General features: G+C 71.0%; 12 protein-coding genes. 5 read left to right on the top strand and 7 right to left on the bottom strand.

All coding sequences use genetic code 11. The annotated features are described in order from the left end of the window. Positions 1-19: 19 nt before the first annotated feature. Both PUW82_RS06810 and truB read right to left on the bottom strand, forming a co-directional pair. The gene (locus tag PUW82_RS06810; RefSeq protein WP_274221525.1) at positions 20-388 is read right to left on the bottom strand and encodes a hypothetical protein; all 369 of its coding nucleotides are present in this window, start codon (positions 386-388) and stop codon (positions 20-22) included. Continuing rightward, complete coding sequence (truB, locus tag PUW82_RS06805; RefSeq protein ID WP_274221524.1) at positions 385-1,296, bottom strand: tRNA pseudouridine(55) synthase TruB; 912 nt, start codon at positions 1,294-1,296, stop codon at positions 385-387. Before truB ends, PUW82_RS06810 begins: the two co-directional genes overlap by 4 nt. Before the next feature lie 132 nt (positions 1,297-1,428). Between truB and PUW82_RS06800 the strand changes: the two genes are divergently transcribed. Then, complete coding sequence (locus PUW82_RS06800; protein WP_274221523.1) at positions 1,429-2,295, top strand: iron-sulfur binding domain-containing protein; 867 nt, start codon at positions 1,429-1,431, stop codon at positions 2,293-2,295. Between the two features lie 45 nt (positions 2,296-2,340). Here the strand turns inward: PUW82_RS06800 and rbfA are convergent, their stop codons facing one another. The 4 genes from rbfA to nusA form a co-directional block, all read right to left on the bottom strand. Further along, complete coding sequence (gene rbfA, locus PUW82_RS06795; protein WP_274221522.1) at positions 2,341-2,778, bottom strand: 30S ribosome-binding factor RbfA; 438 nt, start codon at positions 2,776-2,778, stop codon at positions 2,341-2,343. A 134-nt stretch (positions 2,779-2,912) separates the two neighbouring features. Then, positions 2,913-5,726, bottom strand: coding sequence for a translation initiation factor IF-2 (gene infB / locus PUW82_RS06790; protein WP_274221521.1), 2,814 nt, complete (start codon positions 5,724-5,726; stop codon positions 2,913-2,915). Positions 5,727-5,821: 95 nt separating this feature from the next. Continuing rightward, the gene (locus PUW82_RS06785) at positions 5,822-6,073 is read right to left on the bottom strand and encodes a YlxR family protein (RefSeq protein WP_274221520.1); all 252 of its coding nucleotides are present in this window, start codon (positions 6,071-6,073) and stop codon (positions 5,822-5,824) included. Between the two features lie 63 nt (positions 6,074-6,136). Then, positions 6,137-7,123, bottom strand: coding sequence for a transcription termination factor NusA (gene nusA / locus PUW82_RS06780; RefSeq protein WP_274221519.1), 987 nt, complete (start codon positions 7,121-7,123; stop codon positions 6,137-6,139). 139 nt (positions 7,124-7,262) lie between these two features. On the opposite strand from nusA, the gene PUW82_RS06775 reads away from it, so the two are divergent. The 3 genes from PUW82_RS06775 to PUW82_RS06765 all read left to right on the top strand — a co-directional run bounded on the left by PUW82_RS06775 (position 7,263) and on the right by PUW82_RS06765 (position 11,399). After that, a complete protein-coding gene (locus PUW82_RS06775) occupies positions 7,263-7,889 on the top strand; it encodes an acetate uptake transporter family protein (protein ID WP_274221518.1) in 627 nt (208 codons plus the stop codon). Between the two features lie 105 nt (positions 7,890-7,994). Continuing rightward, entirely contained in the window at positions 7,995-10,505 is a 2,511-nt protein-coding gene (locus PUW82_RS06770) for a LamG-like jellyroll fold domain-containing protein (RefSeq protein WP_274221517.1), read from the top strand. Between the two features lie 84 nt (positions 10,506-10,589). After that, positions 10,590-11,399 (top strand): DUF1206 domain-containing protein, encoded by an 810-nt coding sequence (locus tag PUW82_RS06765; RefSeq protein WP_274221516.1) that lies wholly within the window; start codon positions 10,590-10,592, stop codon positions 11,397-11,399. A gap of 130 nt (positions 11,400-11,529) precedes the next feature. On the opposite strand, the gene PUW82_RS06760 is transcribed toward PUW82_RS06765, so the two are convergent. Continuing rightward, on the bottom strand, positions 11,530-13,287 hold the full coding sequence (locus tag PUW82_RS06760) for a proline--tRNA ligase (protein WP_274221515.1): 1,758 nt from the start codon (positions 13,285-13,287) through the stop codon (positions 11,530-11,532). 82 nt (positions 13,288-13,369) lie between these two features. On the opposite strand from PUW82_RS06760, the gene pcp reads away from it, so the two are divergent. Next, the gene (pcp, locus tag PUW82_RS06755) at positions 13,370-14,005 is read left to right on the top strand and encodes a pyroglutamyl-peptidase I (RefSeq protein ID WP_274221514.1); all 636 of its coding nucleotides are present in this window, start codon (positions 13,370-13,372) and stop codon (positions 14,003-14,005) included. The last annotated feature ends 20 nt before the right edge of the window (positions 14,006-14,025 follow it).

Genomic DNA, 14,025 nt, shown 5'->3' with positions numbered 1-14,025 from the left:
AGGCGCCACCGGTGCGGCTTCAGCCGACCTGAACCGTCCAGATGACCTGCATCCGCCACACCATGACCGCCACCGACAGCGCGGCGACGCCCAGGATGACGGTGCTCCAGCGGCTGCGCTCGACGAGCGCCCAGAACACCGCCGCCGGTGGGATCAGCACCGCGGAGACGAGGTAGACCCAGAACTCCAGCGCGCTTCCGCTCGGGCTGTTGCCGGCGAAGGGGGCGACGATCGCGATGACGACCTGCGCCAGCAGAAGCAGCTCGACGAGCGCGAGCGACCCCACCGACAGGTCGCTGGGGCGCCGGTTCGCGAGCCCCAGGACGACGCACAGCAGACCCGCGGCGACCGCTATCGCGACCTGCACGATGGTGAAGACCGAGATCACGCGTCCGCCGCCATGTTCATGAGGCTCTTGACGTCGTCACCCCGTCGTTCGACGATGCCGACGAGTCGCCCGTCCGGATCGACGGCGGCCGGGGTGTCTCCGGTCAGCCGCGCCGCGGCTCCGGGCAGCCGCTTGCCGTGCCGCAGATCGCGGGCCTCGTCGGCGCTGACGTCGAAGGCACCGAGCACCGCCGTGGCCACGGCCGCGTCGCTCAGCAGCGCTGCGCCGGGTTCGATCTCGGGGCCCGCGTCGGCCACCGCGAACGGGCCGATGCGAGTGCGTCGCAGCGCCGTCAGGTGACCGCCGACGCCGAGGTCGGCGCCGAGGTCTCGGGCGAGGGCCCGGATGTAGGTTCCGCTCGTGCAGTCGACCACGACATCGACGTCCACGGCGGTGCCGCCCGCGTCAAGGTCGGCACCGCGCACGGCGACGACGTCGAAGCGCGAGACCGTCACGCGACGGGCCTTCAGTTCGACCTCCTCGCCGGCGCGCACGAGATCGTAGGCGCGTTTGCCCCCGACCTTGATCGCCGAAACCCGGCTCGGCACCTGCGCGATCTCTCCCGTGAGCTCGCGGACGCCGGCGTCGATGCGCTCGCGGGTGACCGCCGCGACGGCATCCGGATGCGCGCGTGCGGTCTCGCCCCCGTCCGCGTCGTCGGAGTCGGTCGCGACGCCGAGCCGGATCGTCGCTTCGTACGTCTTGTCGAGGCCGACGATGTAGGTCAGCAGCCGCGTCGCGGCACCGACGCCGAGCACGAGCAAGCCGGTCGCCATCGGGTCGAGCGTCCCGGCGTGCCCGATCTTGCGGGTGCCGAGCGCCCGACGAGCGCGGGCGACGACGTCATGACTGGTCATCCCGCCCGATTTGTCGACGAGCAGGATGCCACGGGGCGCGGGTTCGGGCATACCTTCCAGCCTACGGCGCTGGGCCGTGCCCGCCGGTCCGGCGCTTCGGGTGCCGTTTCGCCGACCGCGCGCGGTCTCATCTGGGCCCCACGCTCGGCGTGCGTCTCATCCGCGGCCGCTTAGGCTGGAGGGATGTCGGACCTCGCCGCACCGCTCATCGAGTGGTACCGCGACAACGCGCGCGACCTGCCCTGGCGTCGTGCCGGTTTCGGCGCATGGGGCACGCTCGTCAGCGAGTTCATGCTGCAGCAGACCCCGGTCAGCCGAGTGATCCCGCTGCTCGAAGCGTGGCTGGAGCGGTGGCCGACGCCCGCGGACCTCGCGGCGGCCCCGCCGGCCGACGCCGTGCGCCACTGGGCCAACCTCGGATACCCGCGGCGGGCGCTGTGGCTGCACCGGGCAGCGGTCGAGATCCGCGACCGCCACGACGGCATCGTGCCCCGCGACGTCGACGACCTGCTCGCGCTCACGGGCATCGGCGACTACACCGCGCGCGCCGTCGCCGTGTTCGCCTACGGCGACCGGCATCCGGTCGTCGACACCAACACCCGGCGCGTGCTCGCGCGCGCGGTGGACGGGCGTTCGCAGCCCGGGCCGGCGGCCAAACGCGACCTGGCCGACATGAGCGCGATCCTGCCCGCGAGCGTCCCGGACGCGGCGGTGGTCAACGCCGCGGCGATGGAGCTCGGCGCCCTGGTCTGCACGGCGCTCGCTCCGAGGTGCGAGGCGTGCCCGCTGAGCGATCGCTGCGCATGGCGCGTCGCGGGCTACCCCGATACCGGTGACACCCGCGTGAAACAGGCCCGCTACGAAGGCAGCGACCGGCAGGCGCGCGGCGCCGTTCTGCGGGTGCTGCGCGACGCACCCGCGCACGACGTCGCGAGCACCGACGTCGTGCCCGACTGGCCGGATCTCGTGCAGCGCGACCGCGCGATCGACTCGCTCGTCGCCGACGGCCTCGTCGAAGCGGTCGACGGACGGTTGCGCCTTCCCCGCTGACGATCGAGGAAGGGGGATGCCGCCGCAGCGACATCCCCCGTCCGATCAGTCCTCGTCGTCCGCGATCTCGCGCGGCTTGACGTAGGGGTCGGGCTCTCCCGCGTAGTCCGCACCGGTCGCGGTGGCGGCGGTCGCGGCATCCCGCTCGCGCGCTTCGCGCAGCAGGTGCTCGATGTGCCCGGCGTTCTCCGGGATCGCGTCGAGGATGAACTCGAGGGTCGGGGTCAGGCGGACGCCGAGCTTGCGCCCGACCTCGCTGCGCAGCATGCCCGTGGCCGCCCGCAGCGCCTCGGCGGAGTCGGCGCGCTCCTGGTCCGAGCCGTACACGGTGTAGAACACCGAGGCGTGCTGCAGGTCACCGGTGACGCGCACGTCCGTGATGGTCACGAAGCCGAGCCGCGGGTCGCGCAGGCCCTTCTCCAGACGCTCCGCGACGAGGACGCGGATGCGATCGGCCAGGCGCGACTGACGTTCGCTGGACATACCTTCTTCTCCTTCTTCGGGCCCGCTCGTCGGCGGACCGGCGACTGCGGAGGCGATGGATGTCGCTCGGATAGTCGGGTCTTGGGGGTCCCGTCATCCGAGCGACATCCATCGCCGTAGCAACCAACGATGGGTCAGCCGCGCGGCTTCTCCACCATCTCGGTGGTCTCGATCTCGTCACCGATCTGGATGTCGTTGTACTTGCCGAGGCCGATACCGGCTTCGAAGTCCGTGCGGACCTCGGTGACGTCGTCCTTGAAGCGGCGGAGCGACTCGATGGCCAGGCCATCGGCGAGCACCACACCGTCGCGGATGACGCGTGCCTTCGCGTTGCGCGTGATCGTGCCCGAACGGACGATGACACCCGCGATGTTGCCGAACTTCGAGGAGCGGAACACCTCGCGGATCTCGGCCACACCCGACTGGACCTCTTCGTACTCCGGCTTGAGCATGCCCTTGAGCGACTGCTCGACGTCGTCGATCGCGTTGTAGATGACCGAGTAGAACCGGACGTCCACACCCTCGCGGGCAGCACGCTCGCGCGCCTTCGTGTCGGGACGGACGTTGAAGCCGATGACGATCGCGTTGTCGATCGTCGCCAGGTTGATGTCCGACTCGGTGATGGCACCGACGCCGCGGTGGATGATCCGCAGCTGCACGGAGTCGTCCACCTCGATCTTGAGCAGCGACTCCTCGAGGGCCTCGACGGCACCCGAGACGTCACCCTTGATGATGAGGTTGAGCGACTCGACCTTGCCCTCTTCGAGAGCACGGGTGAAGTCCTCGAGCGAGATGCGCTTGCGGGCCTTGGCCAGCTGGGCGTTGCGCTCGGCGGCCTCACGCTTCTCAGCGATCTGACGCGCCGTGCGGTCCTCGTCGGTGACGATGAACACGTCACCGGCGCGGGGCACGGAGTTCAGACCCTGCACCTGGACCGGACGCGACGGGTAGGCCTCTTCGACGGCGTCGCCGTTCTCGTCGACCATGGCACGCACGCGGCCGTACGCCGTTCCGGCGACGATCGCGTCTCCGACGCGCAGCGTTCCGGACTGGATGAGCACCGTGGCGATCGAACCGCGGCCCTTGTCGAGCTTGGCCTCGATCGCGACACCGCGCGCCGCCTTGTTCGGGTTCGCCGTGAGGTCGAGCCCGGCGTCGGCCGTGAGCAGCACCGCGTCCAGAAGCTCCTGGATGCCGGTGCCCTGACGAGCGGACACGTCGACGAACATCACGTCGCCGCCGTACTCCTCGGCCACGAGACCGTACTCGGTGAGCTGCTGGCGCACCTTGCCGGGGTTGGCGTCGGGCTTGTCGACCTTGTTGACCGCGACCACGATCGGCACGTTCGCCGCCTGTGCGTGGTTCAACGCCTCCACCGTCTGCGGCATGATGCCGTCGTCGGCGGCGACCACGAGGATCGCGAGGTCGGTCACCTGCGCACCACGGGCACGCATGGCGGTGAACGCCTCGTGACCCGGGGTGTCGATGAAGGTGATGGCCCGCTCGATCCCCTCGTGCTCGGTCCAGACCTGGTAAGCACCGATGTGCTGCGTGATGCCGCCGGCTTCGCCCGCGACCACGTTGGTCTGACGGATCGCATCGAGCAGTCGCGTCTTACCGTGGTCGACGTGGCCCATGACGGTGACCACGGGAGGACGGATCTCGAGGTCGTCCTCGCTCTCGGCCTCCAGCTCGGCATCCAGGTCGAGACCGAAGCCCTCGAGGAGCTCTTTGTCCTCGTCCTCGGGCGAGACCATCTGGATGGTGTAGCCGAGCTCCTCGCCGAGCACCTCGAAGGTGGCTTCGTCGAGCGACTCGGTGGCCGTGGCCATCTCACCCAGGTTGAACAGGATGGTCACGAGCGTGCCGGGCTGCACCGTGTAGCCGCGCAGCGCCTCGAGCTTGTCGGCGAAGTCCGCGATCGACGCGCCACGGCGCAGGCGGATGATCTCGCCGTTGCCCTTCTGGACGTTGACACCGCCGACGACCGGCGCCGACCGCATCTCGAATTCCTGCCGCTTCGCGCGACGCGACTTACGCTGCTTCGACTTGCCGCCGCCCTTGCCGAAGGCACCTGCGGTGCCACCGCCGGGACCACGGCCACGGCCGCCACCGCCACCGGGACGACCGGCGAAACCGCCGCCGCCCGGGGCGCCACCGGGACGCTGGAACCCGCCGCCGGCACCGCCGGGACGACCGGGACCACCGGGACGCTGCTGGAACGGCGCGCCGGGACGACCGCCACCACCGGGACGACCAGCGCCACCGGGACGCGGAGCGCCGGGACGCGGGGCGCCGGGACGCGGAGCCTGCGGACGCGGGATGTTGCCGGGGTTGGGTCGCTGACCCATGCCCTGCGCTGAAGCGAAGGGGTTGTTGCCCGGACGCGGGCCGGCGGGACGCTGACCCATGCCCTGCGAAGGAGCGAAGGGGTTGTTGCCGGGACGCGCGCCACCCGGACGCGGAGGCTGCGAGCCGCCGGGCGTCGGGCCCGCGGGCTTGGCCGGGCCGGGCTTGCCGGCACCGGGAGTCGGGGCAGAGGGCGCGGCGGGGGCCGCGGGCTGAGCAGCCGGGGTCGCCGGCGCGGCCGGGGTGGATGCCGCGGGGGCGGCCGGAGCGGCGGGCGCCTCGGGCGCAGCCGGTGCGGCGGGCTTCGCGGGGCCGGGCTTCGCGCCGGCAGGGCCGGGCTTGGCGCCAGCGGGACCGGGCTTGCCGGCACCCGGACGGGCGGCGCCGGGGCGCGGGCCCGAAGAAGCGGCGGGCGCGGGGGCCGCAGCGGCGGAACCGCCCTCGGCCTGGAGCGCAGCCCGCAGCTTGCGAGCCACGGGAGGCTCGATGGTCGATGACGGGCTCTTGACGAACTCGCCGAGCTCCTTCAGCTTGGCGAGTGCGACTTTGCTGTCGACGCCGAGCTCGGAAGCGATCTCATGTACGCGTGGTTTTGCCACAATTCTCCTGTCAGAAGGCCCACCCTCGGACAGGGCGGACCGTTTAAGCGCGGACGGGTCTCATCTGGAGCCGTTCACTTCGTGTCCATAGCCGTTCAGCCTTTGCGCTGGTGATCAATCTGGAAATCCTGCGTGTCCAGTGGGCCGGACAGTCGCAGAGCTCGTCCGAAAGCACGACGCCGCAGGGCGGCATCCACGCATTCCGTCGTGTCATGCACCCACGCGCCCCGCCCCGGAAGCGAGGCGGCCGGATCTGCGATCAGGACGCCGTCGCGGGCCACGACTCGCAGGAGTGAGGACCGGGAGGCACGCGCGCGACATCCCACGCACGTTCGAACAGGATCCATTCTACCCCCTCGACCGGGTCGGACGTTGCGATCGCGCCGACGCGGCTGCGCAGCCGGCGAGCCTCACGACTCCAGGATCGAGTCGGGCTGGATGTCGATCTTCGCGCCGGTGAGCTTCGCGGCCAGGCGGGCGTTCTGCCCCTCCTTGCCGATCGCGAGCGACAGCTGGTAGTCGGGCACGAGCGCCCGGACGGCCTTCGTGGACGCGTCGAGGACGAAGCTCGAGGTGACCTTCGCCGGCGACAGCGCATTCGCCACGAACGTGGCGAGGTCGGCGTTGAAGTCGATGATGTCGATCTTCTCGCCGCCGAGCTCTTCGGTCACCGCTCGCACCCGTCGTCCGAGCTCGCCGATGCATGCACCCTTCGCGTTGATCGACGGGTCGTTCGCCGTGACGGCGATCTTCGTGCGGTGGCCCGCCTCGCGGGCGAGCGAGGTGATCTCGACGAGACCGTTCGCGATCTCGGGCACCTCCATCGCGAAGAGCTTGCGCACCAGACCGGGGTGGGTGCGCGAGACCGTGATCGACGGGCCCTTCGCGCCCTTCGCGACCGAGGTCACGTAGACGCGCAGGCGCGAACCGTGCCGGTACTCCTCGCCGGCGACCTGCTCTTCGGGCGGGAGGATCGCCTCGATCGTGCCGAGGTCGACGTGCACCATCCGAGGGTTCGGCCCCTGCTGGATGACGCCGGCGACGATGTCGCCCTCCTTGCCCCGGAACTCCCCCAGCACCGCGTCATCGGCGATGTCGCGCAGACGCTGGCTGATGACCTGCTTGGCGGCGAACGCGGCGATGCGGCCGAAGTCGTCGGGGGTCGACTCCTCCTCGCCGATGACCGCGCCCTCGTCGTCGCGCAGCGGCACGTAGATGGCGACGTGGCCGGTCTTGCGATCGAGCGCGGCACGGGTGCCCTCGGGCAGCTCGCCCTCGGGCGACGTGTGCTTCGCGTAGGCCGTCAGAACGGCCTGCTCGATGATGCGGATGAGTTCGTCGAAGGGGATCTCCTTCTCTCGCTCGACCGTGCGCAACAGTGAGAGATCGATGTCCATGGTGCCCTCCGTATTCAGCTCTCGACCGGGGGCGCGCGAGGCTCCCGGCATCCCTCCAACGTTACCCGATGCCGCTCGTGTCGTGTTTGCCCGGTCGGCACCCTGCCTCCGCCGATGCTGGACCGGGATACTGAGGCGCATGAGTGCACGCACGCCCCGCCTCGCCGACCCCGGCCTCATCGGTCTGCTCGGCTTCGTCATCGCGACGCTGACGGCGCAGCTCGAGCATCTCGGGCTGCAGAACGAGAGCCCGGTCTTCTGGGTCGGAGCCGTCTTCGGCGGCGTCGTCCAGGTGACCGCTGGCATGCTCTCGTACTTCGCGGGCGACGACTTCCACTTCATCGTCTACAGCGCCTTCGGCTGGTACTGGATCTGCATGCCCGGCTTCCTGCTGGGCGGCGAGCTCGGGATCTTCGCCGTCGACGGTCCGGCACGCGGCGTCTTCACGCTCATGTTCGCGATCCTGGCCCTCCTGTTCGCGGTGTCGGCGGCGAGCCGCAACACCATGCTCCCCGTGACGCTGCTGGCCGTGTCCGCCGGGCTCGGACTGCAGACCGTCACGGCCTTCGGCGGGCCCGCCGCGTTCGGCGCCACCGGCTCGGCCGCGCTGCTGCTGGCTTCCGCGCTGGCGGCGTACATGCTCGTCGAGAAGTTCTTCGGGCGCACCCTCGGTCGGTCGTTCCTGCCGCTCGGGCGCGCGTGGTACCGCGTTCCTGCGGCGCCCGAGCCCACGGCGGAGCCGGGCGACGACTTCGGCCATCGCTGAGCCACCCAGCGGCCTCCCGGCGGACACCGGCACGTCACGGGGGCTCTCCAGAGTCGGGGACCGGCGCATATCGCGCCGCCCTCCCCGTCGAACAGGAGTTCCCGCGTGTCCTCACGCCTTCCGTCAGCCTCTCGCACGCGTCGCACCGCCGCCGCCCTGACCGTGGCAGGTCTCGCCGCCGGTCTCGCCGTGGCCGCGCCCGCGACCACCGCGGCGACCGCCGCCGTACCGCCCGCCGAAGACCTCGCTTCCCGCTTCACCCTCGCCGTGCTGCCCGACACGCAGTTCTACTCGCGCTACTCGGCCGACCAGTTCCTGCCCCGATACGGCACCGACCCGTTCGCGACGCAGACCGAATGGCTCACGGCCCACGCGGACGACCTGCGCATCCCGTTCACGCTCCACCTCGGCGACATCGTCGATCGGGCCGGGGTCGAGGCCGAGTGGCGCGCGGCCGACAACGCGATGCGCACGATGGACGAGGCGGCCGCGCCGTACTCGATCCTCCCCGGCAACCACGACGTGCTCAACAGCGGCGTCCGCGATGACCAGCTCGACGTCGCGAACGAGCCGTTCACCCGCTGGTTCGGGGCGACGCGTGCGGCGAAGCAGAGCACGTACGGCGGCAGCGACCCGCTCGGTCTGAGCCAGTTCCACATCTTCGAGGCCGAGGGCCAGCGGTTCATGTCGCTCGCCGTCGCCTGGAACGCCTCGGACGCGACGCTCGCCTGGGCGCAGAGCGTGCTCGACGCGCACCCGGATGTCCCGGTGATCCTCACCTCGCACGCGCTGATCAACGTCGCGGCCGACCAGACCTCCCCCATCGAGACCGGCGACAGCCAGCGCGTGTGGGACCGCCTCATCCGCGGCAACGACCAGATCTTCCTGACCTTCAACGGCCACTTCCACGGGGCGACGCGACAGGTCAAGCAGAACGATTTCGGCCATGACGTGCACCAGGTGCTGATGGACTACCAGATGGCGTACGAGGGCGGCAACGGCTACCTCGGCCTCGTCGAGTTCGACCTCACCAACGGCAGCCTGTCGCTCGAGACCGGGTCGCCGTGGGTCGTGCAGAAGCCGCAGGACAGCCTCACCAGCTACGACCAGCCCCTCCTCGACGGTGAGCACCAGCGCTTCACGGTGCCGATCGACTTCCGCGAGCGCTTCGCCGGCTTCGCCCCCGGGTTCACCGCCGGTTCGGCCGACGAGCCGAAGCTGACGGATGCCGCCCGCGCGATCCTCCTCGACGGCTTCGAGGGTCCCGACCCGATCTCGACCGAGGCCCCGGGTAACGAGCTCGACTTCGTCGAGGCCGAGGGCACGCTCGCACACTGGCGCTTCAACGGCCAGGACGGCGTCGTCGACGGCGACACGGTCATCGAGGACATCGCCGGCGACAACGACCTGACGCGTCCCGATCCCGCCGACACCAACGCCGTCGGGACGCTATGGGAGGACGTCACGGTGCAGTCCTCCGACGTGCACGGTTACTCGTCGGATGCCGCCGCGGTGTGCTTCGACGATTCGTCGGGCTCGCGCTTCAGCTACCTGACGACCGGCCCCGACGCCCCGATCAACGAGGCGGACCTGTCGCAGGGGTACACGATCGAGAGCTTCGTGAAGATGGATGCCGATTGGAACGCGTCGGACAACGGGTGGTCGAAGGCGCTGACCCGCACCGGTAACCGCTCGAAGATCGGGGTGCCGCAGACGCGCTGGGACTGGACCGCCTCCCCCACGGCGCTGGGCATCTCGAACCTGCGCGAGTTCCAGTACACGAGCCTCGACGCCGACGCGACGCTCGGCGACCGCGTCAACTGGTCGGGCGAGATCATGGTCGACCAGTGGCAGCACGTCGCGATCGTGAACGACCCCACGTCGCGCACGACGACCATGTATGTCGACGGCGCTCCGGTGCTGCGCAATGCCACGAACGTCGGCGGCATGGCCTGGCACGAGGGGCACTCCTGGATCCTCGGGGCCGACTGGACCGATGACGCCGCGCGCAACGGCTGGCACGGATGCATCGGCGAGACGCGCATCATCGACCGCCCGACCACCCCGGACGAGTGGCTCACGCAGCGCGCCGACCTGACCGGCTTCGAGGTCCGCGAGGCACCGTCGGGCGAGCTCGCCGCCGATGTGTCGTCGGTGCGCTTCGCCGGAGTCGGCTTCCCCGGCGCCGAGGTGCGTCTGGCGCCCGCCGCGGCGAGCATGGCCGCACGCGCCGACCTCGGCGGTGCTGTCACCGCCGTGGCAGCGGACGGCTCGTGGGAGATCGTCGTCACGTCCGGTCTGACCGCCGGCGAGCACGCCGTCGAGCTCTCACAGGCTCTCGGAGCGCGCACCATCGCGCCGCAGCGTGTGGCCTTCGCGATCGCTGCGCCGTCGCCGGCGCCGGTTCCGACGACGCCGGCCCCCGCTGTTCCCGGCGGAACGGTGCCCGGCGAGACCGCGCCGACCGGCACCCCCGCCGCAGACGTCGACGGCTCACTGGCTGCCACCGGTGGCGACTCGGGCCTCATGATGCCGCTGGCCGTGGCGGCATCCGTCCTGACGGTCCTCGGCGGGGTGCTGCTGACCCTGCGCCGCCGACGGATCGCCCGCGGCTGATCCCCCGGGCCGGGGCGCGGCGGCATCCGTCGCGTCCCGGCCCGCCGCTGCGCCGTCGACCTCGCACCGCCATAGGCTCTCGGGATGACCGAACACGGGGTGCACGACGCGGCGCGAGCCGTCGAACGGCAGCCCGTGGCTCGAGCGCTCGCGCGCGGCGGCTACGTCGCGAACGGCGTCGTCCACCTGCTCATCGGCTCGCTCATCATCGCCGTCGCCTTCGGCGGCCGTCAGGACGCCGACCAGACCGGCGCGTTCCGCGCGGTCGCTGAGATACCTCTCGGTTCCATCGCGCTGTGGGCCGCCGCCGCCTTGCTCGCGGCACTGGGCGTCTGGCACCTCGCAGAGGGCATGCTCGCCTCACGGCGTCGAGACGGCGCCGCCGCCTGGGGGCTGCGGATCTCGGAATGGGGCCAGGCGTTCGTCTTCCTGTTCTTCGGCGGGCTCTCCGCCGCGGTCGCGCTCGGGGCGCGGCCTCGCGCCGATCAGGCCGCACGCGACGCGAGCCGCGGCGTGCTGGCCCTGCCGGGCGGCGTCGTCGCGATCGTGCTGGTCGGCGTCGGGGTCGCCGTGGCCGGCGTGGTCTTCGCGGTCATGGGCGTGCGCCGGTCGTTCCGTTCGAAGATGTCGATCCCCGACGGTGGCCTCGGGCGCACGGTCGAGGGCCTGGGCGTCGCGGGCTTCATCGCGAAGGGCATCGCCCTCGGCTCACTCGGGCTCGTGCTGGTGGTCGCCGCGCTCCGTGCCCGCGCCCAGGACGCCGGCAGCCTCGACGCGGCCATCCGCGCCATGCTCGACCTGACGCTCGGGCCCGCGATCGTCGTGACAATCGGCGCGGGCCTGCTCGCCTACGGCGTGTTCACGGTGTTCCGCGCGCGCTACGCCCGGCTCTGAACGCCGCCGCGTCGACGCCGACGTCGCGACAGCCCGGGGGCGGCGGTGTCAGACGCGGTCGCGTGCATCGAGCGCAGAAAGAAGTGCGCCGGATGCCGCAACGTCTGCGGCATCCGGCGATGACAGGCGGTCAGCGTGAGGTGAGACGCGCGACCGCGTCCGCGACAGCGACGGTCTCGCGCTCGCCCGTGCGCCGGTCCCACAGCTCGACCTGACCCTCGGCGGCGCCGCGCCCGACGATGAGGATCTGCGGCACGCCGACGAGCTCGGCGTCACCGAACTTCACACCCGGCGAGACCTTGGGACGGTCGTCGTAGACGACCTCGAGCCCGGACGCCTCGAGATCGGCCGAGAGCTTCGCGGCGAGCTCGAACGCGGCGGCGTCCCGTCCGGTCGCGACGACGTGCACGTCGAAGGGAGCGACGGATCCCGGCCAGATGAGACCACGGTCGTCGTTGTTGAGCTCGGCGATGATCGCGAGGATGCGCGTGACGCCGATGCCGTACGAGCCCATCGTGACCGTCACGAGCTTGCCGTTCTCGTCGAGGACCTTCAGCCCCAGCGCCTCGGCGTACTTACGTCCGAGCTGGAAGACGTGACCGATCTCCATGCCGCGCGCGATCGAGACCGGGCCCGACCCGTCGGGGGCCGGGTCGCCCTCGCGCACCGTGGCGACCTCGACGAACGCGTCGGCCGTGAAATCGCGGCCCGCGACGAGCGAGTGCACGTGCTTCTGGTCGATGTTCGCGCCCGTGATCCAGGACGTGCCGTCGACGACGCGCGGGTCGAGAACGTAACGGATGCCGGTGGCCGACTCCTCGCCGAGCACCGGACCTTCGGGCGACCAGGGGCCGATATAGCCCTTCACGAGCAGCGGGTGCTTGGCGAAGTCCTCCGCGGTGGCGGGCTCGACCTCGGCAGGCGCGAAAGCGACCTCGACACGCTTCGCGTCGACGTCACGGTCGCCCGGCAGGCCGACGACGACGAGCTCGCGGGTGCCGTCGAGGTGGGTCAGCGCGAGCACGACGTTCTTGAGTGTGTGCGCCGCCGCGTACTCACCCTCGAGGGTCGCGTTCGCGTGGGCCACGAGCGTCTCGATCGTGGGCGTGTCGGGCGAGTCGAAGACGACGGGCTCGGGCAAGCCGTCGATCGGCAGCGCCTCGGGGACGACCGTCGTGAAGGCCTCGACGTTGGCGGCGTAGCCGCCGTCCGAGCGGACGAAGCTGTCCTCACCGACGGGCGTCGGGTGCAGGAACTCCTCGGACCGCGAGCCACCCATCGCGCCGGCATCCGCCTGGACGATGACGTACTCGAGGCCGAGGCGCTGGAAGATGCGCTCGTACGCGTCGCGCTGCGCCTGGTAGCTCGCTTCGAGCCCGGCGTCGTTCGCGTCGAACGAGTAGGCGTCCTTCATCGTGAACTCGCGCCCGCGCAGCAGGCCGGCGCGGGGCCGGGCCTCGTCGCGGTACTTGTCCTGGATCTGGTAGATCGTCAGCGGCAAGTCCTTGTACGACGAGTACAGGTCCTTCACCAGCAGCGTGAACGCCTCTTCGTGCGTCGGCGCGAGCAGGTAGTCGCCGCCCTTGCGGTCCTGCAGGCGGAACAGCAAATCGCCGTACTCGTCCCAGCGCCCGGAGGCCTCGTAGGCCTCACGCGGCATGAGCGCCGGGAAGTGCACCTCCTGCGCACCGGCGGCTGCCATCTCCTCGCGGACGACGCGCTCGATCTTGGCCTTGACGCGCAGGCCGAGCGGCAGCCACGCGAAGATGCCCGCTGCCTGCGGCCGGATGTAGCCGGCGCGGATCAGCAGCTTGTGGCTGGCGACCTCGGCGCCCGCCGGGTCTTCACGGAGCGTGCGGAGGAACAGGTGCGACATACGGGTGACCACGAGTCGAGTCTACGGATGCCGCGGCGCGGCGATGTGCGCTCACTGAGAAGGTTCCCGATCACGGACGTTCTAGCCTGGATCGATGAGAACTGTGCTGCTGACCGGCTTCGAACCCTTCGCGGGCGACGCGACGAACCCGTCGGGCGACGCCGTGACACGGGTTGCGGAGGAATGGGACGGGCCCGAACGCCTCGTGGTCGAGATCCTGCCCGTCGAGTTCGATCGAGCCGGACGCACCCTGACCGAGCTGATCGCGACGCATCAGCCGGATGTCATCATCGCGACGGGCCTCGCCGGTGGTCGTACCGGCATCACACCCGAACGCGTGGCGATCAACCTCATGGATGCACGCATCCCCGATAACGCGGGCGCGCAACCCGTCGACATGCCCTCGCGCCCGGGCGGTCCCGCCGCCCACTTCGCCACGCTCCCGGTGAAGGCGATCACCGCCGCGATCGCCGACGCGGGGGCGCCGGCATCTGTGTCGTACTCCGCAGGGACGTTCGTCTGCAATCACGCGATGTTCACGGCTCTCGACAGCACCGATCGCGAGAGTCAGCGCGCGGGCTTCATCCACGTGCCCTACGCCTCGGAGAACGCGCCGGAAGGCCAGCCCTCGCTGCCCCTGGCCGCGATCACCCAAGGCCTGGCCATCGCGATCCGGACGGCGCTCGACGTCGACACCGACGCCACCTACGCCGCCGGCACGATCTCCTGATCCCGCCGGCGGGTCATCGC

This window comes from Microbacterium thalli, assembly GCF_028737325.1.
GTDB lineage: Bacteria > Actinomycetota > Actinomycetes > Actinomycetales > Microbacteriaceae > Microbacterium > Microbacterium thalli.
The sequence above is the reverse complement of the archived record's forward strand: the minus strand, read 5'-3'. Positions and strand labels throughout refer to the sequence as shown.